The organism is Asticcacaulis sp. W401b (assembly GCF_046503825.1).
Taxonomy (GTDB): domain Bacteria; phylum Pseudomonadota; class Alphaproteobacteria; order Caulobacterales; family Caulobacteraceae; genus Asticcacaulis.
On sequence record NZ_JBKFEE010000011.1, the window covers coordinates 61,729 to 83,384 of the forward strand.

General features: G+C 57.2%; 13 protein-coding genes. 4 read left to right on the forward strand and 9 right to left on the reverse strand.

What is annotated here, in order from left to right:
* Position 1 precedes the first annotated feature (1 nt).
* Positions 2-241 carry a DUF2274 domain-containing protein gene (locus ACK8OE_RS16845; protein ID WP_410273513.1) on the forward strand — a complete coding sequence of 80 codons (240 nt, stop codon included), beginning with the start codon at positions 2-4 and terminating at the stop codon, positions 239-241.
* On the opposite strand, the gene ACK8OE_RS16850 is transcribed toward ACK8OE_RS16845, so the two are convergent.
* The 6 genes from ACK8OE_RS16850 to ACK8OE_RS16875 form a co-directional block, all read right to left on the reverse strand.
* A complete protein-coding gene (locus ACK8OE_RS16850; RefSeq protein ID WP_410273514.1) occupies positions 225-1,145 on the reverse strand; it encodes a LysR family transcriptional regulator in 921 nt (306 codons plus the stop codon). The genes ACK8OE_RS16845 and ACK8OE_RS16850 overlap by 17 nt on opposite strands.
* A gap of 191 nt (positions 1,146-1,336) precedes the next feature.
* Complete coding sequence (locus tag ACK8OE_RS16855; protein ID WP_410273515.1) at positions 1,337-4,633, reverse strand: DUF499 domain-containing protein; 3,297 nt, start codon at positions 4,631-4,633, stop codon at positions 1,337-1,339.
* 14 nt (positions 4,634-4,647) lie between these two features.
* Positions 4,648-7,464 (reverse strand): DUF1156 domain-containing protein, encoded by a 2,817-nt coding sequence (locus tag ACK8OE_RS16860; RefSeq protein ID WP_410273516.1) that lies wholly within the window; start codon positions 7,462-7,464, stop codon positions 4,648-4,650.
* Positions 7,461-8,741, reverse strand: a complete 1,281-nt coding sequence (locus ACK8OE_RS16865) for a hypothetical protein (protein WP_410273517.1) — start codon at positions 8,739-8,741, stop codon at positions 7,461-7,463. Before ACK8OE_RS16865 ends, ACK8OE_RS16860 begins: the two co-directional genes overlap by 4 nt.
* Complete coding sequence (locus tag ACK8OE_RS16870) at positions 8,738-12,289, reverse strand: helicase-related protein (RefSeq protein WP_410273518.1); 3,552 nt, start codon at positions 12,287-12,289, stop codon at positions 8,738-8,740. Before ACK8OE_RS16870 ends, ACK8OE_RS16865 begins: the two co-directional genes overlap by 4 nt.
* On the reverse strand, positions 12,264-13,262 hold the full coding sequence (locus ACK8OE_RS16875) for a WYL domain-containing protein (protein WP_410273519.1): 999 nt from the start codon (positions 13,260-13,262) through the stop codon (positions 12,264-12,266). Before ACK8OE_RS16875 ends, ACK8OE_RS16870 begins: the two co-directional genes overlap by 26 nt.
* A 71-nt stretch (positions 13,263-13,333) precedes the next feature.
* Between ACK8OE_RS16875 and ACK8OE_RS16880 the strand changes: the two genes are divergently transcribed.
* Positions 13,334-16,564: a DEAD/DEAH box helicase gene (locus ACK8OE_RS16880; RefSeq protein WP_410273520.1), complete on the forward strand. Its 3,231-nt coding sequence runs from the start codon at positions 13,334-13,336 to the stop codon at positions 16,562-16,564.
* Positions 16,565-16,811: 247 nt separating this feature from the next.
* Positions 16,812-17,045 carry a helix-turn-helix transcriptional regulator gene (locus ACK8OE_RS16885; RefSeq protein ID WP_226745375.1) on the forward strand — a complete coding sequence of 78 codons (234 nt, stop codon included), beginning with the start codon at positions 16,812-16,814 and terminating at the stop codon, positions 17,043-17,045.
* 222 nt (positions 17,046-17,267) lie between these two features.
* On the opposite strand, the gene ACK8OE_RS16890 is transcribed toward ACK8OE_RS16885, so the two are convergent.
* Genes ACK8OE_RS16890 through ACK8OE_RS16900 form a run of 3 tightly spaced genes read right to left on the reverse strand, consistent with a single transcriptional unit; the run spans position 17,268 to position 20,669 of the window.
* Positions 17,268-18,203, reverse strand: coding sequence for a plasmid partitioning protein RepB C-terminal domain-containing protein (locus tag ACK8OE_RS16890; protein ID WP_410273521.1), 936 nt, complete (start codon positions 18,201-18,203; stop codon positions 17,268-17,270).
* Entirely contained in the window at positions 18,196-19,101 is a 906-nt protein-coding gene (locus ACK8OE_RS16895) for a plasmid partitioning protein RepB C-terminal domain-containing protein (protein ID WP_410273522.1), read from the reverse strand. The genes ACK8OE_RS16890 and ACK8OE_RS16895 overlap by 8 nt, the downstream gene beginning before the upstream one ends.
* Entirely contained in the window at positions 19,101-20,669 is a 1,569-nt protein-coding gene (locus ACK8OE_RS16900) for a recombinase family protein (RefSeq protein ID WP_410273523.1), read from the reverse strand. Before ACK8OE_RS16900 ends, ACK8OE_RS16895 begins: the two co-directional genes overlap by 1 nt.
* 117 nt (positions 20,670-20,786) lie before the next feature.
* Between ACK8OE_RS16900 and ACK8OE_RS16905 the strand changes: the two genes are divergently transcribed.
* Positions 20,787-21,416 carry a DeoR family transcriptional regulator gene (locus tag ACK8OE_RS16905; protein WP_410273524.1) on the forward strand — a complete coding sequence of 210 codons (630 nt, stop codon included), beginning with the start codon at positions 20,787-20,789 and terminating at the stop codon, positions 21,414-21,416.
* Positions 21,417-21,656 lie beyond the last annotated feature (240 nt).

The window sequence follows — 21,656 nt, forward strand, 5'->3', positions numbered from 1 at the left end:
CATGGCGAAATTGAAACTCTCGGTGATCGTCGATGACAAGCCCGTCAAGGTCACACTGGAACTGCCGGCCGGCCTGCACCGCGATCTCGTCGCCTATGCCAACATCCTCGCCCACGAGGCAGGCCAGTCGCCCGCCGATCCCGTTCGCCTGATCGTACCCATGCTGGAGCGGTTCATCGCCACCGACCGAGGCTTTGCCAAGGCGAAGAAATCCTCCTCCCAAACTACGCCGTCGATGTGACAAGCGAAGCGTTTTGGGTCTCCAAAGAGGCCGCGATGTCCAGAAACCGCAGGAAGGCCGGATTGTCGTTCTGCGCCGACCAGACCATGCTGTAGGGCAAGGTTTCGTTGCCGATGGGACGGAATACGACGCCTGGAACCTGCGTCGCCGTTATGCCCTCGCTTGCCAGGGTCAGTCCTTGGCCCAGCGCGACCAGAGACAGGAGGTTATGCCGACCGACACTGTGCGGCAAGATTTCGGGCTGGCGGCCCAGCCCGGCAAGCCTCTGGACCAGGTAGTTGTAAATCTCCTGTCCTGGGGCTGCGTCACTGACGATGAAGCGTTCACCGATGGCGTCGACCCAATCCAATTGCTCGGTTTCGGCAAGGATGTGATGTTCCGGCATGGCAACAAAGACCTGCTCTGACCAGAGATGGCGGCATTCGCAGCCTTCCCATTCGAGAGTTCCCGTCAGAAATGCCACATCAAGCTGCCGCTGGCGGATCGCTGCGACATGTTCTGCCTGATCGCCATCGGCAAACGACATCTGAATGGTCGCGTACTTTTCAGAGAATTTCTGGATGAGGTCGGCAAGAAAGCTGGAACCCAGTGACGACAGAATGCCGATCCGCAACTCGCCATCGCCCACCCTCCCGATAGCGGCAACTTCCGTTCGCGCAAGACCGATCTCGGACAGCGCCTTTCGTCCCCGGTCTACGAACTGCTTACCCGCGAGGGTCAGGGTGACACCAGAGTGTGAGCGGACGAATAAAGCCGTTCCAAGCCGAATTTCCAGATCGCGTACACGCCGACTGATCGCTGACTCCTGCACTCCAAGCGCTGCCGCCGCCCGACGAAAACTACCGTGTTCGGAAGCGGCGACAACGTAACTGATGTGGCGAAGTTCGATACCCGATCCCGGCACGCGCGCTCCTTCAGAACAGTGCCGCAGCGAAGAGGCTGCGGTTTAGTACGAGGAAGTCAACACAGCTTTACGGCGAGTGTTCGGCGAAAACTTGGTCGTAGGCTACCTCAGCTATGCCGGATGGACCTTCTTGTTTGTTTGGTTGATCGATGTCACGGCGTCCTTCGGCTGCTGTCGGTGTGCTTGTCCTTTCATTCAATCGACTTCTGAATGAAACCCAAGGTATTTGCATTCTCGATGAGTGTTCGCACCTTCGCTCGCTCAAGTCCGGCTGGAACCTCAGCATCAATCTCCAGACGGAGTTTAACGTCGCTTCCAGGAAGGGTCGTCAACTGTTCGACGATCGCCTCGACTATCTGATGTATATCCCTTGCCGGTCGTTCCGATGAAATCATCACCGTACCCAGGAAGCGGGTTGGCTTTTTTTCAATTGGTTGCGCCGTGACGCTGTCACCTGAAATCGCAACGGACGGCGCAGCAGCGGGACCACCCGCCGTCACAGTTTGCTCCGTCGCGTCGGAGGACGACGGCACAGGACGGTGCGCTTCCGCAACCTTTGGCTTAATGATGACGCTGTCGCTATCGATCACAACAATCGCGTTGCTTGCACGCTCAATGGCCAGCCCCAAATACGAGTCTGACTTCTCATCGTACCGTTCAGCATAAGCGAATGGGCCAGGCAACATACCGCCAATGGCCGCTTGTACAGCTTTGATCAGGACATCCTGCCCTTTGAGGCGCGGCAGGTAGATATAGCGGTTCAGATACTCGCGCAGATCTTTGAGAGACAAACGGGGCTTGTCGTTCCAGATATATTTCTGGAGGTCTCTGTCGAGGCGCGAAGGTCCTAGCTCGACCAGCAGTCCCTCTTCCGCCACCAGCTTCTTGCTGGCACGGGCGAGCAGACCGTCCTGCGCCGGTATTTTACCAGACTGCCACTCCCAATCGGCATGCGCGCTCTCCTGGGCCGGATAATGCAGGTAGCACCAGGCTTCTTTCATGCGCGTCTTCATCGTTTCGTTCGCTTCAGCCAACTTGGCCTTGGCAAGTGCGCTGTCGCTCTGCGTGAGATTCAGGCGTTCGGTATCGCGGACGATTTCACCCCATGCCAACGACGCACGTACGGCGTCTTTCAGATGATCGAGCTGTCGGTTTTCCGCTGCAATGAAAACCAGAGTGTTGCGGTAGACACGTGGTGTGCTGCCGCGTTGCAGCAGAATGGTTTTGGCCTCCCCAAGGGCCTCCGAACCATCGCGTCCATTATGTGGATACTTTACGCCAAGCACCACGGCCCGCACCCCGCCCGCTTCGTCGGGAACTTCCGCTGACGATGCGGGTGCCACCTGCACGGCGTCGAAATGCCCTCGATCCGCGAGACCATTCACATATTTTCCAAGTTCGGTATCGATCGTGACGTCAACCAAAGCCGCCTCGATCTGCGCGGCCTTATCGGCAGCGATGCGATTCAGGCTAGCCGACATGGAGTACCAGTAGCGGCCAAGATCAGAGTGCATAAACTTGGCTTGATTGGTCAGCCGCCGCAATGCGTCGCCGAAGATCGCCGGCCGCTCGCCTGGCTGAACCACACCGAGATTGATCTGCTTGTCATCAAGGCCGGTGTTCTGCTGCTGCGCTGTAGGGGCAGTGCCCATGAAGATTGCACGGGCAACGCGACGTGTTGCCGAATATCGATTGAGATTGGGGGCGGATTGATCCACCCTGTAGGGTGTGGATGTTGTGCCATCGACGTCACCAGCGATGATCGCCTGCCAGCTCACGTCGAGATAATGGAGCAGTTCAGGCTCCACGCGTGGTGAACTCACGGCCACACTGCCAGGCATTATCATCACCGATGGGTCGCCGTTCATCCAAAGCTCGTGAATAGCCTGCGCCATAAGGCGGAGGACGCCACGCGTTCTCTGGAATTTTTCGAGTGATCCCCATGTGGTATAGAGCTGGTCGAACAGTTCCGGGTGAATCGGATAGGCCTTTTCCAACTTCCGACGGTAATCTTCATCAGCACACCCTTGCGGGAAATCGTTCGCGTTCTCCCGGTAGAGCTTGGCGAACTGCTTGAGCGTGTTGTCCCGATGATGGAACTTGTCGCCGGGAATGTCCTTAAACAGTCGACGCCGGACGATCTCATAGCTTTCTTCCTGGCTGGCAGGACGCCACGAAGATTCCACGCGGCTGAACGTTTGCTTGAGACGTGCGAGCGCTTCTTGACCACCCTCACCGCCCACTTCGATCTGCGAGGCCGGCAGGGACGCGACTAGCAACGTACCGGGGCTGGCCTTAACCGCCTCGGTTAGAGACTGGACGAAGGACAGGTTGGCATCGAACGACCCGGACGGCAGCCCCTCAACCTTGTAAATTTGACGCAAATAGGCGACCCATTCGTCGATCAGGATGAGACACGGCGCGCATTTCTTAAAGAGCGACTCGAGCAGGTTTGAGCCTGGCGCGATGCCGTTGGCATCGTTCTCGGCGACCATATCGAAGGCTTCAGCTCCTCCCAGCTGCCAAGCCAACTCACCCCATGTCGTCCGGATTTTCCGACCGCCATCCGCGTTGAGAACGTCCTGCGGCCCTCGCGAGGTGCCTACGAGCACAGCGCGGTTGATCCCGTCCGGTACATTGAGGCCCTGCTTCTCGAGCAATTGGTCGAGTCCTGAGAGGTCCTGCACCGGCGTCGGTCCCGCCATGTGATAGAGCGCCAGCATCGAGTGTGTCTTACCGCCGCCAAAATTGGTTTGCAGCTCAACGACTGGATCCCCACCCGCACCGGATAGCCGCTTCGCCGCCCCGACCAACAGCGCGCTCAGCCCTTCCGTCAGGTAGGTCCGACTGAAAAACTGGCGCGGGTCGCGATATTCCGGCGGGGCACTGCCCGAATGAACCTTGGCAAGGTCGGCAGCGAATTCAGCCTGCTGGAACTCGCCGGTAGCCACATCCTGATGCGGCTCGACAACCTCACGCCACGGCAGCAAACCCGCCACCGTCTCGACCGAGATTTCGAGACGCTGCGTCTTCCGCCTCTCCTCGTTTCGCTGAAGTTCAGTGAACTTCGTCCGGAGGATTGTGTCGCGCATCTTGCCGAGTTGTTCGGCCGTCTCGCCAGCGCTGATAGCTTCCATCAGCCGGCGCATGGTATCGAGAGCCCGCTCCGCATCGTCATAGGTGAAGGTTTCGTTGTGCGAGAGCTTGTTGCGGACATCGCTCAATTCGTTGACAAGCGACCTTTCCGCGCGGCCGAGGACGGCCTTGAACGCCTCGCTCCAGAAACGATCCATCGCATTGAAGAGTGCAGCCTGGTCCCAACCTACAGCGCCAGTGCTGTTCGGTCGCAGGCTGGGCAGCTTCTCCAGAACCTGAACCTGCCAATGCCCTGGAAGAGACGTTTCAAGCCGCTTCTCAACGAAGGGGATCAATGCCGCAGGCAGCAGCTCCATACCCTCAAACACGTGTTGGCGTGTGCTTTTTGCCATGTTCCGTTTCCCCCTTAAATATCCAGCCGGATCTGACGATCCCCGCTCGTGTCGTGAATGGCCGCAGCAGCCTTTGTCAGCTCAGTCCAGTCGGCGATCAGAGCGTTGTAGGCCGTGGCCTCCTTCGCATCCTTCCGCTTGTTGGCGCTGATGTCGTAGAGGCAGTAGGCGAGATCCTTCACGGCCTCGGCCTGGGCGCTGATCTTCCTCAAGAGGACGGCGGTGTCGTGAGAGATACCGTCCTTCTCGTGCAGCCGGACCAAGTGCTGGAGGCACTCCCATACAGTCAGATGGCGGTCGTCTTCTGGGGTCCAGTCGGGGTCCAGTTCATCGCGAGAAAGGATGCGGACCTTACCGGCGGAGCTTTCGACGATGCCCGCGTGCTTGACGCTTTCGACCGCGATACCGCGCGCACGGGCAAGGTTGTCGGCGACACCATAGTCCCCCTTGCCGTTCCCATGCTGCTCGAACCAGGTGATGGCGAACCGGGTATCAGCGTCGAACTCTCCCTGGATACCGCCCAGATATTCGTCTAGTTGCTTGTTGATGAGTTGGAGCGCGGTCTTCACGCTCATTGGATTGTCGTCCGACTCCAACACGGCCTTGTAACGCGAGAACACGCCCATGCCGGGGCCGATGGCCGATTGTGGCATGTCGGCTGGTGCGATGTTAGCGGCCTGAAGCTCGGCGATCGCTGGTGGTAGTTCGCGTTTCAGGGCGCGGATAAACTCGGCTCGCGTGACGACCTCGGCCGTGCTCTCCTTTTTCCGGCATACCAGGACAACCGAATTTGCAAGAGCGTTGGTTCCTGTCGCAACGATCCGTCCAGGACTTTCGGTACGAACCGGCCAAGTGCCAACAACCGAAAACCCAGCCGCAATTACAGCCTGTAAGAAGGTTGCCCAACCTGTGGAGCTGACCCCCTCTTGCTCAACTTCACTTTGCTTAAATGCGTAGTAAATGGTGGTCGGGAACATCCCCGAAGCGTGCTCGGCCATTCGCCCGACTGCCGCGCTCATTCCATCTAGGAAGAATGAATCCGCAGCTTCTTGGGTGCCGTATCTGTTTCGGGTTGCGACGAGTTCCTCAGATTTCGGGGTCGACAATATTCCAAAAAGTGAAGGATCAACATCTAACAACGACCGGCGCAGCCAAACGAAAAAGAAATCTGAGAGATCTGCATATTCGATATTGTCATAGTATGGCGGATCAGTAGAAATAACCACCCCCGCCGGATAAGGCGCTTCCGTTGCCGATGACTGATATAGTGTTCCATTGTGCTCGGTTGGAAGTTCCGCAACCACCTTCGAGATTTTATCGATAGGCGTAAGCCAATTTCCTGCCGAGTCGGAGAAGAAGTTAACCTCAGCGAAATCCCAGGCCATTGGAATTCCTTGGCGCGCGAAGGTTTCTCGCAGAGCACCGCGATCACTCATCCAACTGGTGACGCTTGATCCTAAGTTTGTTAGTTTTGAAATAGCGAAGGCAAGATAGATGCTGACTGCTTCAGCATACGCGAAGGCCCCGCTTGCACCATTCACGAGCTGTTCTTTCCCTGGATTTAGCCCCTTCGCTTCAGCGGCGCTTTGAATTTCCCTCCTGACATCCTTGAGCAACTCGCCAAACGTCAGCAGCGCAACCCTTTGGCGATCTGTAAAATAATCTGCGAAAGTATTGAACCCATATCGCCGGCCTTGAGCGTTACTGGCAAACGTGCCGCGACATGGAACTTCCAAGTGAGTCGCATCGAATGTTCGCACCAATTCTGATGCAGAATTTATAGCCTCTGACTGTTCGAGAGCACCTGCACCTACATAAATTCTGCCGCCTTTACCTTCAGCAACAATCGCCATAAGCGATTGGCCCATCTTGCCGGCACCGGCCTGCTTATCGACGTAGGCCCCTGAAATCGGTGTATCTGAGAAAAGGCACCGAAAGACAGCACGCCCAGCCTTAGTCCCCTCTTTCGCGTTGGCAATTTCAGCCTTCGTGCCGCCGTATCTAAGCCGATAAGAGATTGTTCTGGAATGTCGATCAACGATCGGCTCAACCCAAGCCTCTTTCCCGGTCTTCGAGCTTAGCAAGAAACTCGACGCAATCGGCACCTGCACATCCGCGAACGCTGGATCTGGACTTGGCACTGTCCGCGTCCAGATCCAGGCAATTACGGTCCCTTTGCCGCCACCATGCTCCTTCGGCAGATCCACCTGTGGGTAGAGATGCCCGATACGCCCCCACGCCTTCTCGCGCATCCACTCGCCATAATATTTGACGTCCTCCGCCAGACCCTCGGCGTTGCGGTAGAATTGCCGATCCTTCGCGCCGGGATGGATCGGCTCTTTCTCCCTAAACTTCGGCGGGATCTCGATCATTGCCTTGCCGATCATCACGGCAACCGGATTCAGGTCGGACCCATAGGCAGGCAGACCGAGACGCTGCGCCTCTAACGGTATCGACCCGCCGCCCGAGAACGGGTCATAGACCGGAGGCAGTTCACCGCCGCAGCTCTTGCGGATTTCGGCGCGGGCGCGTTCCAGCACCTCCTCGTTGGTCGAGTTCTCCCATTGCACCAATTCCTCGATGATGCCGAACAGGCGCTTGCGTTCGGCCTCCTGCGCTTCATGGGTGGGGAATTTTTCCAGGTCGCTCGACGGATCATCGACAAGCTGTGCGAACAACACGGCCCGGCAAGCCGCCAACGGCCGTCGCGCCCACCACAGATGCAAAGTCGATGGATGCCCATGCCGGATCGACTTCTCGCGAGCGGAGGCGGCGTTGATCGCTTCGAGCGGGATCGCGACTTCAATGAGTTTCTTTTTATAGGTCGTCACAATTCCACCTCTATCCATTCAAAATTTGGGACGCCACTGCCTGCACGACTGTGACGTAATTCACCGAGCAGCGACCCATCTGAGAAAATACTTCCAGTGAATGCGCCGCCCTCCAGATCGAACGTCGCATCCTGTGTTTGCTGAGGACTGAATTCCATCAGTCTGTCAGATGTCTTCGTCGAATCGACGCCAACCAAAGACTCAAATACCTTCAGATCCAACCCAATTACTTCAATCCGGAAACCGTCCCGAGGTAATTTGAAGAGAAGATAAGGCAGATCGTGAAAATCCTCCCAAAACTCACGGCTTGAGAGACCTGGGGACTTCGGCAGAATGGATGTGATGCGGACAACGAATTCACGACCACCGAGCGAGATCACCGGGACGGTCTGACGGCGACGGTCGGCGGAGTAGGCGCCGATTCTCAGTCGGTCCGCAGCCTCACTGAAATCCATAGCGTCGAGCCAAGCAGCATAGTTTGCTCGGCGTACAGTGTCCGCAGGAAACTCAACGGGATTTTCCGGTGTCTCCGACTCTGGGTCGACAAATGCGATCAGCGATTTTTCGTCAGAGCCATCATTGCTTTCGCGCAAAAACGTACCTATCGCGAAGCTCTTCTTCGGTTGCGGAAAAATGTGTTTATCCCAGCCATCAAGTTGTTTTAGGCCTTCGTTTAGCGCTGCCTTGATATTCGGCTTGCTGTCGGGACCAGCAAATCCACCTTTAGATTCGGCGAGAATCCACTCTTTTTGGGTATTTTCGGCGATGAAATCGGGAGCCTTCTCTTTCCCTGCCGGCCAAGCCTTGTTTTGGGTCGCCGCTCGCTGTTTCCATTCGGTCTCAAAGCGACCGACATAGGCGTAACCCTTCTCTTCCAGAAGAAGAATGGCCATGCCCTGCCCAATACGCCCGGCCAATCCTGAACTGCTGAAATCAGCATAGTAACTTGCCATGCCGTCATGCAGGGAGAATCCGACCTTGCCCCAATCGAAAAGATGGCCATTCTCAAGCAGGAAGCCTGTTGCACCTGCCCAAAGCTGGGGTGCCGAGGGCCACCGCAAGCAGTCTGCTTTCTTGATGGCATGTGCTAACCGCCATGCGCTGAAGCTGACAACCCCGCAGGCATCGGGAAATGGTCGAACGTGGGCGCGCGGCGTCTGAACCTTTGCCTTATCAAGCTCATGCACGGGTAGACTGCTATTCGCAGTGAACGCTTTGGCAATATTGACAGGCAAGGAAAACCACGGCGTCAGAGCCAACAAGGGATGCATCGTCATTGAGGCTGCTCCGACCGTTCCAGCAAGCGCCTCAAATCGAACTGAACTGCCGTTTCCATAAACGACGGCTCCCGATCCACGAGCGGGCCGCGCACATAGCGCGGCACTTGAGCAAAACCGCTTCCGACCGATACAACTGCTAGTATGAACTTATCTGGTTCATGCAAGGAGGTGATGATCTCCTGCCGCGTCACCATCACGCTGTCTGCACCGTCGATGCGTCCCTTGACCTCAATGAAGCGCAAATGCCCCGACTTTGGATCGTGGGAGACGATGTCGTACCCAATCTTTTGTGCGGAGACATCGACCGGGGCATTCCCCAAGTCCCGCTCTGCCGCCATGACCGCTGACATCGCCGCAAGTTCGATCGCCCTGCGCGCGGCCGGATCTTCTGCGAAATGGTTGGAAATAATAGGTGCTTGACGCGCCTCCAGCAGTCCGCGCGGAATAACGACCATGCCGCCCCGCACGCGCGGCGGCTGCGATGAGATGAACCGCTCCCTCTCAAGCTGGTCCATGCGGCGCTTCTGCCGTTCCGCAAGGTCTTCGGCCCGGCGCTGGGCATTCTGCCAGTTCACCCGCGTCTTCTTGCCGGCCCGTTCCTCCTCCTTCAGCTCGAAGGCGCGCGAATCCCAGTAGTTGATTTCCTTCTTGAGCCGGGCGCGCACCTCGCGCTCAACCTTTTCGATCTCAGGCAGGCGCCGCGCCTTGACCTCGGCGACATGACCTTGCGCCAGCTCGACCGTCGCAAACCGGATCGCAGTCTTCTCCAGGTCCGTCGTCAGCCAGCTCTCGTCCAGATGGTCGCGCACGCTGGCAACCTCCTCCGGTTTGGCGGGGCGCAGATTCAAATGCGGCGCGATGCCGGCGTTGACCGTGTTTCCAGCCTTGTCGATGGCCGCGAACTGGAGCCGCTGTGAAATCACATGCGGCTTGCCGACACTGGTGACGCGGCCGTCCTGAACGGTGTGCTCCAGCAGGAAAATCGCCGACAGCGTGTCGCCCGCATCGGTATCGTCCACCAGGATCGCACCCTGCCGCATGATCTGCTCATACTGCTCGCGGATAAGGCTGATCACGGCTTCGAGCAGCGGATGGCCTGGGCAGACGAATGCCGCGACCGGCTGCTGGTTGATCTTGTCTTTCTCGAAGCAGATCCGCTCATACTGCGTCTGAAGCGGCGCGCCGGTTCCGATCTGGCGGTCCCGCTCACGGATACGCACAGGTACATGAGTGACCTCCCAGCGCCCTTCTTCACGGCGCTTGATCCGGCCGCCCAGATGCTGGAACGCCTCGACGAAGAAGCTCTGGATGTGATGCGGCTGCAGGCGCAACGCTTCGGCGCGCTCCATTTCAAGGCGCAGTTCCTCGACCTTGGCCTCCGGCATCGTGTCGTTGGTCAGGGCGCGGCGGCGCAGAAGCTCAAGCAGGTTCGCCTGGTCGACGGCGCCATCGACCTGCTGGAACAGGCGGGCCTTGACCTCTTCCCGCTCGCCATACTGGATCGCCTCGAACAACAGATCCTTGAGCGCCACGCCGTCGAACAATTCGCCGAGCACGTCATAGACGCGGCCGCCCAGCGCCTCGCGCGCGGCTTCCAGCTTTTCGAGCAGCCGGGCGTAGACCTCGCCCTCGCGCGTATCGGCCGCGACGAGATTCCACAGGTGGCACACCTCTGTCTGACCGATGCGATGGATGCGGCCGAACCGTTGCTCGATCTTGTTCGGGTTCCACGGCAGGTCGTAATTGACCATCAGGTGGCCGCGCTGAAGGTTCACGCCTTCACCGGCCGCGTCGTTGGCGATCAGGACCAGCATGTCCTTGTCCTGCATGAAGCGCTCTACGACCTTGCGCCGTTCTTCGCGCGACACGCCGCCGTGGATCACCTCGACCGCCTCGGGATTGCCGAGCCGCGCCCTGACCTTGTCGAGCAAGTAGTGCAGCGTGTCCTTGGGCTCGGTGAAAATGATCAGCTTGCGGCGATTGCCAGCGGCGTCAACCATCAGATCGTCATCGAGGATACGGTTGAGCTGACTCCACTTTGTATCCACGCCGGAACGGAGAACACCGAGCGCCATAGTCTCCAAGCCCTTCAGGGTCTCGACTTCCAGGGCAAGTTGCTCGACCGTCTCGGCCGTCGTCGCGCCCGTCGAGATCAAGTCCTCAAGCTCGTCGATCTCCTCCTGGCCATATTCCTCGATGTTGCCGAGCATGTCGGTATTGATCGTCGGCTCGTTCGTACCTGCCCGGCGGCCCTTGGCGGCAAGGCGGGCTTCGCCCAGTTCGTTTTCCAGCCGTTCGCGGCGGCGTTTTAGGGACTGGTAGATTGCGGCCGGTGATGAGGCGAGGCGCCGCTGGAGGATCTGCAAGGCGAAGCCGACATTGTTGCGCTTCTTCCCGTCGCCCTCCGCGAAGCGCTGTACGCGGTTCATCTCCGTGCGCACATATTCCGTGACCGCGGTGTAGAGCGCGGCCTCCCCCTCCGAGAGCTGATATTTGACCGTGCGCGCCCGCCGCTCAGGGAACAGCGGCCGGCCATCGAACTTGAGCAGTTCCTCTTTGGTCAGCCTCCGCATCATGTCTTCGGTGTCGGCATAGTGGACACCATCGCGGAACCGGCCCTCGAACCGATCGCCGTCGAGCAAGGCCATGAAGAGCTGGAAATCCTCCTCCTTGCCATTGTGCGGCGTCGCCGACATCAACAGCAGGTGCCGGCAGACCTGTCCGAGCTTCTGGCCCACCTGATAGCGCCGCGTATATTTGACCTCGCCGCCGAAATAGGTGGCGGACATGCGGTGGGCTTCGTCGCAGATAATCAGATCCCATTCTCGCGCGCTCATGAGCTTCTCTTGAAGCTCCTCGTTGCGCGCCAGCACGTCGAGGCGGACAATCAGCCGATCCCGGTCGCTGAACGGATTACCCGACCGCGAGTTCTCGATCATGTCGCGGGAGAGGATATCGAACTCGAGATTGAATTTCTGGCCGAGTTCGTCCTGCCATTGCTCGACCAGGCTGCCCGGCGCGACGACGAGGCAGCGTTCGAGATCGCTGCGGGCGATCAGCTCCTTCATCAGCAACCCGGCCATGATCGTCTTGCCGGCGCCGGGATCGTCGGCGAGCAGAAAGCGAAGCGGCTGCCGAGGTAGCATCTCGCCATAGACCGCTGAAATCTGGTGCGGCAGCGGATCGACCAAACTGGTGTGAATCGCCAGATACGGGTCGAAATAATGGGCTAGCTTGATGCGGTTGGCTTCCGTTACCAGGCGCAACAGAGCGCCGTCAGCGTCGAACGACCAAGGGCGTCCATTCTGTTCGACATCGAGCCGATGCTCATCGTCGCGGTAGAGGACCGACTCAGCAACATTGCCATTGTGATCGCGATAGACGACGCTGACCGCCTGATCGCCGATCCACTCCACCGAAATGACATGCACAGCCTGAGCGGAGGCTATACCCCGCACTGATGCACCGTTTTTAATGTCTTCAAGCCGCGCAGCCATCAGTTGCCCTCGCTCAACCCATTCAAAGCTGAAGCTCCGCTTTTTCAAGCGCCGCTTCGGTCTCTTTGCGATTAATGGTCACTATATGCTGGGTATGGGCACTCTGTTTTGTGGCGTCCCCAAGCAGACCCAACCGCTTCAATACGTAGAAAAGCATCGCATAGCGAACTGAAAGTACCCCATGGCCATGGTCGAGACCGTAATCCTTGGCGACGACTTTTTGCTGACTTGGCGTAAGCGCAGGATGTGGTCCAATGATCACATCGAAATAGTTATTCCAAAGCCAATCATGCTCACCGCCTTCGCCGGGCCCTCCCTTAACACCAACCTCTAATATGCGAGGAAGGAGAAAATCTTTGAACCGATGCTCAAGATGACAATAAGCGCGAACGTGCCAACGGAAACCATCAAAACCAAAAGCGTGAGGCGTGATACGACGCCAAATCGGCTCCGGGCGCACCTTATTCATCGACTGGTAAAAGACTTCAACTGACGCGCCCTCGCGTACGGCCTCAAGCACCCCCCTGAGAACGCCGATATCTACATCGCGCTTTGGCGTCAGCGCGACATCCGCTTTCGGAAGCGCAGCGATCCAAGAATCATGCGCAGGGACCATTCCCTCAGTGACGGCACGGAGCTGCGACAAATACATATGAGGGTCTGGATCAAGGAAGCGCAGCACGAATTTTTCTGCGGCAACATACCGTTTGGCGCGCGCGTCATATTCCATATTTCCAGGAGCACGCTCTTGGTAGGCAGTCAGGTCCTTTGAAGCCTGAGGAACCGAGACGCCGAAAAAATTCGTAATGTCAGCGCGATTTATCGATCCCTCCCAGAACAGGCGGAACTCGATAAACTCTAGCCTTTGCTCGACACCCCAGCGCAAAAACACCTCCAACATGAGAATACTAACTATACGGATATTGACATAATGTGCGTATAGTTCATATACGTATGACAGGTTTAAGTCAACGGACGATGGATGGTCAAATGCCTCCCCGTAAGCGAAGCGCAGATCCAATTCAGGATGACCTCTTTGACCCAGAGGTCGACCTACTACTCCCGCCTCGCCTCGCGATAGACGGTAAGGTCTTGGGCAGCACCGTGCGTCAGTTGATCGTTCCAGCCCAGCGCGTTCGCTGTAAACTACGTCGCTTCGTTATCCGCCGCGTCACAGGCTATGAGACGATCCTGAAGTCTGGACAGACGCTGAAAATTGTAAGCGCGAAAACGGCAACACCGCTTGAGGCTGACCTTATTCTTCTTGTGGCTGATGCCACAGACCCAAAGCAAATAGCCGAAGCCCTGGAGCTGGGCGAAGGTCGCTGGATAAACGCTCGGCCGGCCAACATAGCTACAATGGATCGCGATACGCGGATAAATCTACTGTCTACGGTCTCAGCCTCTTGGGCTGACGCTATATATCTGCGCGAAGGACGCACCGATGAACCGGCGCGTCCAGGTTTGCGACGCCCTCAGATCGGAGCGCTTCACGCAGCGCTGGCACACCGAACACGATCGACCGCACCGGCAACCATTGTCATGCCGACGGGGACAGGCAAGACCGAAACGATGCTCGCTCTAAATGCCCACGAGAAGTTTGAGCGATTATTGGTAGTGGTACCGACCGACGCCTTACGGGAACAAATAGCATCCAAGTTCGAAACCTTCGGCGTCTTGAGACAACAGAAATGCCTTGCCGATAAGGCTTCCTATCCGGTTGTCATGCGCCTATCGCATATCCCGACAAGTCCCGCGGAGGTCGACCAAATTTTCGACAGCGCAAATGTCATTGTCACCACAATGCAGATTGCCGGCCGCGCGGATGCGCCCGTTCAGGAGCAAATGGCCGAGCGTGCTTCAGCGCTCTTCATCGACGAGGCGCACCATATCGGCGCCCCGACTTGGGCTCGGTTTCGTGGCCTCTTTGTTGATCGAGATCCACCGCTCCCTATCGTTCAATTCACAGCCACTCCCTTCCGAGAGGATGGACGTCGCGTTGACGGGGAGTTCATCTACACCTACCCCCTCAAGAAGGCTCAGTCAGAAGGCTATTTCAAGCCCATTCGTTTTGAAGCCGTGTTCGGCCTCGACCAAGCTGATGCCGATCTGGCGATTGCCGAAAAGCTTGGTGAAGTCCTTCAGGGCGATCTGGACGCTGGCCTCAACCATCTTGCAATGGCGCGCTGCCAGACTATCGAGCGCGCTAAAGATCTTCACCGGATCTACAGCGCACTGTTCCCAGAATTCAACCCCGTCATCGTTCACAGCCAACAGTCTATCCGTGAACGCCGTGCAAACCTGGCCGCATTAAGGCGCTTCGAGAGCCGGGTCATCGTCTGCGTCGATATGCTCGGCGAAGGTTTCGATCTTCCGGAATTGAAAATCGCGGCGCTTCATGATCCGCACAAAAGCATTGCCGTTACCATCCAGTTCGTTGGCCGTTTCACGCGGCAAGATCCGCGCCTGGGCGATGCCACTGTTATCGCCAATACTGGCGTAGACGACATCGACCGTTCGTTAGCCAAGCTCTATGCGGAGGACGCCGACTGGAACGCTCTGGTCGAGGCCCTCAGCACGGCAAAGATCGACCGACAGGTTCGCCGCTCCGAAATGTTCAAGGGCTTCGTCGGGGATCTGAACGATATCCCGCTTCAGACGCTCGAACCAAAAATGAACGCGGTGGTCTATCGAACGTCGTGCGAGGCCTGGGAGCCACTACGAGCTGAGGACCTGTATAATCCAGGCATCTATCTCGGCATGAAGGTCAACCCACACCAGCGCGTCGCCATTTTCGTCACTCGATCGGAAGAACAAGCAGGATGGACCACGGCGCAGCATGCCATCAATGTCTTCTGGGACCTGCATATGGTCCACTGGGATCCAGACCGACAGCTTCTCTATATCAGCAGTTCAGCTAAAGGCCCCTACGACCGCCTCGCTAAAGTCATCTGTGGCGAAACAGCGCGTCGGGTGGAAGGAGAGGAAGTTTTCCGATGCCTGCACGGATTCAACCGACTTATTCTGCGCAATCTCGGCCTAACCCACCATCAGGGACGCGGTGTTCGTTACTCAATGTACATGGGCGTTGATGTAGCGGACGGGCTCGATACCGCAAAGTCGCAATCCCGCATCAAAAATAATGTCTTTGCCACCGGCTTTCTCGACGGCGTGCCGGCTTCACGCGGCTGCTCGGCAAAGGGCAAGTTCTGGTCGATTTCACCTGTCCGCGATTTAACCGATTGGGTTGAGTGGTGCGCTGATATCGGTCGGGCCGTAAACGATCCCGGGATCACCACTGATGGCGTTTTCAAAAGTGCCATGCGGCCCCGTCAAATCAACGAAAGGCCCGCAGTACCGCCGGTTGCGATCCATTGGCCAGAGTCACTGCTGACACAGATCGAGGATCGCGTCGAAATTACCTTCGGTGATCGCCCAGTCCCATTCGCCGAATGCGACATCGAATTGCTTGACCATGAACGCACTGGGCCACTGCGTTTCTCGGTCCACAGCAATGTTGATGCTGCTGAGTTTGAGATCGTTTTTGCGGAAGGTGGTGCCCGCTATCTGCAACGATCAGGGGCGAAGGCGACAATTAAGATTGGCGGCAAAGTAAAAACGCTGTCGGAATCTTTTGGTGAAGACTCCCCTCAAATTGATTTCGGGGACGGGTCTCTCCTCATCTACAGCCATCTCTATGCCTTACCAGACGGTATTAAGGTGGAACCATATCCTCGAGATCGAGTGGAAACTTGGGACTGGTCCGGGACAGATATTCGAACAGAATCACAGGGACCAGAAAAGCGCCCAGATTCCGTCCAGCGACGGGTGATCGAGACATTGCTCGCGGATGGAAACATCTATGATCTTATTTTCGACGATGACGGAGCGGGTGAAATAGCGGACGTAGTTGCCGTTCGTGTGACGGAAGGCCTTGTGCAAGTAACCCTCCTCCACTGCAAATACTCCAGCGCGGACACACCAGGTGCGCGCGTAAAAGACCTTTACGAGGTCTGTGGCCAGGCCCAAAAATCGGCACGTTGGCGTGATCGCCCCTATAGAATGTTCACGCACATGCTGAAGCGTGAGAAGTTGCGTCTTGAAAAAGGCAGCACCTCGCGTTTCGAGCACGGAACTGCCGCGTTTCTCAAAAAACTGAAGGCAAGCTGGCAGGACTATCGATATGAATTCGATGTCAGAATTATTCAGCCCGGCTTGTCGCGGGCGGCGATCACGGAGGAAGGCCTGCATCTGCTCGCCGGCGTGGAGACCTATCTCCTGGAGACCCGTGCGATGAAGCTCCGAGTCATAGGTAGTGAATAGCTGTATTGTAGAATGTCTTCTGGCCTACCCCGCCTTTTTACATTCCAGCCTATCCGAATTCCCTACGCCCCCAAATTGATACTTCCCTGACAGTGCAGGCGTGTTCATGCTCTGCCGTGGTGGAGCGTGCGCGATAGAGGCTTAGCCAACGTGCGAGGATCTCCGATTGGTCAATGCCTCGGGAGATGCCTCTCGAGCTCTACGATGTCTAATCATCAACGGCAGGACTGCTGCCAAAGGAGTATGTATGTCACAAACCACATTCCTGACGCCGGAAGAAGTAGCGGAACGCTATCGCGGCAGCATTTCAGTGGGCACCCTGCGAAATTGGCGCTCGATGAAAATCGGGCCGTCGTTCGTAAAGATCGGAAAAGCTGTCCTCTACCACGTCGATGAGCTCGACGCCTGGGACGAACGGAACCGTGTCCAATGCCGCAATTCAAAGCGAATTGAGTACGAGACCGCAGCTTATCATGCTTGATTGTTTAACACGCAAACGGCGGGCGTGCCGGCCTGCGCTTTCGACACGCCCGCCTGGTTAACCGGGGACAGATTGTCCCTCATACGGCCAGACCATATGACGACCGGCCTGGTGGGCTTCATGCGGGTTCGCCGCCATTCCCACCACCATGCTTGATCCGCCCCGCCGTGCGGCGTCTCCCATGGTCCCCGCGCTTTTTGGGTCCGGGTCCCCACTCTGCGTTTAGGCTGCCGGCGGTTCAGCAACGGAACCGAGCGTGTCGATCTCAGCAATTTTCTGAAATTCCGTGAGATAGTCTTGCTGATGGACTGCCATCCAGCGAACGACACGATTGTTCGCCAGAAGTTTAGCGATGTAGCCGCGCGCGACGGTCAGATGCAGATTGTCGATGCCGTAGGTTTCCTCGACCGACTTTACTTGAGTCTGGAGTGCCGCCAACTCCCGCTCCATGCGGGCGATCTGTTGACCCGAAGGTGTAGGTTTGCCCCCACCCTTTCCTTTCTTGGTCGAAGCAAGTTGGTTTTCGGACGTGGCAGCGCGCAAAGCACGGGCGAACATCACCGTGAAATTGTTCTGACCTATCATCAGATCAGCGGCTTCAATCTGCCTCACCGATGTCATCTGTCGTAAGATGTCGAATACCTTCATCGAGCAAGGTGTGTCCTTCAGCATCTCAGCCGCTTCGGGGCTGATCCCTTCAAGTAATCGGAAACGCCGCAACACGGACTCGACCTGTAGGTTCAGAGCGGCGGCTATGTCAGCCGACGAGACGCCCCGATCCATCGCGCGCGCGATCATGCGATGTTCCTGGATCGGAGGGATCCGGTTGACGCGCTTGTTATAGGTGTAAGTGTCGTCATCTGCGGTGAGCAGGCACTCGACTTCGGTGATGCCGAGTTCTTTCAGCACCTCCAACCTTAAGTGACCGTCGAGGAGAAACCAGGTCCCGGCATTCTTTTCGTCGGCCATGACGACGGGCGCTTCGATGAGACCGATTGCCTTAATCGAACTCAGGACTTGTGAATAAGACCGGCTCTCCCGGGCGCCGGACGGCAATGTCTTCAGTGGCACGATGGCGGCGACGGGAACCGTTATGAAGTCACGATCGAAGGCGAAACGTATGCGCCCATCCTCCCGGTCGGTTGCCTCTTCACTCATGATCTCCTCCCGACACCCGGACTGTGAGCGCACGAGGCATCGTCGCTAGTCCTTCAGCCCGCAGTAAATTGATAAATCCGTCCTTGGAGAGCAAATCCTTGAGCGCCTCGACGACGAACAGCAGCCGAGTCTGGGTGAAGTCCGACTTCTTAACGAGCAGACGCTGCTTTTCCGCTTCAGGCTGATACACCTGCATGAGATCCGCGGCCGTCATACGGCGAACGGCTGTGCCCTTTCTTCCCAATCGTCCAGTTGGCAATGCCCCCTTGCGCTGGCTTCGCATCCGGATTTCTAGCAGACGGCGGACGGCAGCGAGCTTCTTGCCTCTGAGCTTGCCGGTCTCGTAGGCGTCGAGAAGAAGGTCCTGCGCTTCTTCCGTCTCAGCCTTGGAAATCTCCATTGCCAGTGTGATGGGGATCAGCCCGGTTTCCACCGCGGATACTAATCGTTCCTCCCCGCGCTCAAGCAGCGAAGCGATCATGTTTACCCAGGAGGCTCCGACGCCGATCTTCTCGGCTATCGCGGCATCGCTGAACCCACGAGAACGCAACGCACCGATCTCCTTCATCAGATCGATGGGGCGCGGAGTGCGCCGAGCGATGTTTTCGACCAGGCTCATTACAAGGCATTCGCTTTCGCTGGCTTCGATTACCACGGCTGGAATCTCTGTCTGTCCCAACATCTGGAAGGCTTCCAGCCGACCTTCGCCGCAAACCAGATCGTATCTCGGCCCGCCCGCGCCATCGCGCCGACTCACAGTGATCGGTCGCTTAAGGCCGATAGCTTCAATGTTGTTCACGATCTCCCGATGCTGGCGTTTGTTGCGCGCACGAGGGTTCAGAACGGTAATGCGGGAAATCGGTATCATTTCGATCCGACTGGGGCGAGCAGCAGGCATCAGGCAGCCTCCTCGATTGCAACGGGCATGGCGATGTCATAAAGAAGGCCGAGGCCGTCGAAGCGATAGGCATCGAGCCCAAGCGCATTCTCCTCTCCAAGTCGCAGCTTCTCGGAGAGCATGTCGATGCGCGGGAACAGGTAGTAGTCAAGCGGCTCGCGATTGGCGTTGTCCATCCGCACAACGATCGTGATGTCGGGCGCAAATGATGTATCGAAGCGGATGTTCCATCGAAGGAGCCCGGTAGGCGTTTCCATGCAACGGGCGATCACAACGGAGAGACTGAACTCGCCATTTACGACGACCCTATCGGTCTGAAGATCCTGCCAGGCATCGCTGCCCGACGTCCGAAATCCGTCAAGCACCTGACGCAAAACCTCAGGATGAAGTTTTCGCAGTTCGCGGTTGATTTCAATATAGCGATAATCGCGATCCGGCGTGAAACCCACGAGACCATACGCCCGAAGCAAGCTGCCAAATCGGGAGCTATAGGCACTGCTGGACGGCATCCCGTCACATTCGTCAATAACGATCCCGGAAAGCAAACCCCGTTGATGATACAGCTTTCTCAGGGACTGCAACATCTCCTCATCGCTGAGGCGAAAGGAGCGCGCGCTAATCATTGTTCTTGCCGCTTCGAATAACTCGCGCTCGACGACGGCCGCAAACGCATCCTGCGCACGTATCCACATTTCGGGATCGTTCTGGACGCGTTTCTTCTTCAGCTTGAAGGATTGGCGGTTCCAAACATTGTCACCCACATATTTTTCATTGATCAGAACCTGGTGGACCGTTCCCCTGGTCCAAGGACGCCCGAGGTCTGTGGTAATGCCCCTCCTATTGAGATCGGCTGCAATCTGGCTTTCACTATATCCCTGATGAACAAACGAGCGGTAGATTTCGCGAACCAGATTGACTTCCTCGGCAGGACCCAACGTTAGGATCACCCGATCGGTCTGGATGCTTTTGTGCTCGCCCCGTTCGAGGAAGCCCTTGGTGACACCGTGCTCATCGATGAGTGTTCGACGTAAGCCGAAGCCCGCTGGCCCACCCTGCCGATAACCCTTCTCGATCAGGCGACCTTGGCCTGCAAACACCTTGGTTGATAGTTCACGGCTGTATTCGCCGGCCATCGCCCGCTTCACGCCCTTTACAATGGTCGAGATCGGGCTACCGTCGTTGTCGAATTGTTCGGCGCAGTACTCCACGGCGATACCGGCGCGTCGGCAGAGATATTCGTAGTACGCGCTTTCGTCCGCATCCTGGAATCTTCCCCAGCGGCTTACGTCGTAGACGAGCACCAAGGTGAAATCGACGCGCCCGGATCTGACGTCCTCGATTAACTGCTGAAGCGCGTCGCGCCCCTCGATCTTGAGACCGCTCTTCCCGGCGTCGGCATAGGTCTTGACGATCTCAATTCCGCGAGACTGGGCATATTGTTTGATCGCGTCGGATTGGTTTTCCGTAGAATACTTCTGATGATCCGTCGACATGCGGACGTATTCGGCAGCGCGAAGGGGGCGTTCCGGCTGCCCTGGCCGATTATCGTCGTAAAGTCTCCGGTTCATCTCATCACGCACTCCTGGACATAACCGCGGCAGTTAAGACGTCTGAAGCCGCAGTTTGTGGCAAGCCTCTGCCGCCTCTCCGCATGGACACCATTCTAGCTGCGGAGAAAACGGAAGATGTTGCCGAAAAAGGGCAGGAAATTACCCCTATGGAAAGGCGTCCTCGGTGGGCGTGAAATCTATGCGCGGACCATCGCTGAGCTTTTGCGCAAAGAGCACGGCGATAGCCATCGCGCGATTAAACAGCTTATGCGCCAAACAGATGCATGCGAAAGGACCGTCAAGCACTGGCTTGCGGGGCAGCACGGGCCGGATACCGTATATTTCTTGCGGCTGGTGGTTTCCTCGCCCGTCATCAGAGCCTTCTTTTTAGGACTGATCGAGAGTCCATTGGCGACGCCACTGACGGAAGCAGTTGATCGAATTTCGCTCGCGCGAGCTCGCGAGGCCTATGCTTCCGGTGAAATCGCCGGTGGCGACGCAGCAGCGCAGGGGCTGAAAACTGACCCTAATCATGTCCGCAAAAGTGACCCTAAAAATGTCCCCGATCACTTCGCCTTCAATAAGCGGCAACGTTGGTTTTTGAACCGAATCACAGAAGGACGTTGCAATGCGAAAGAGATAGCCACAGCATGGACCGTGAGCCTCAAGACAGCGCGTCGTGATATCGCGGCGCTTAAAGAGGCCGGTCTAATAAACTATATTGGCTCGCGGCGGAAAGGACGATATCGTAGGATTAGGGAATAGCGAGGATATTTCACCCGGGGATTGTGCGCTGCCCCCCGACGAATCGATGTCCCCAGAATTCGAAAACAAGACAGGCGTAGAGTGGTGTCGTGCTTGAACGGGATTGGCTGGATGCAACCATGATCAATTGTGTCGATCACGATAGCGCATCAAATGCCGCTCCCAAATCCCGGCACCACCTGAAAAGAAAAATCCATAAATTCCTTTAATATCAAAAAGATAGCGAAGGGCGTCGGATGA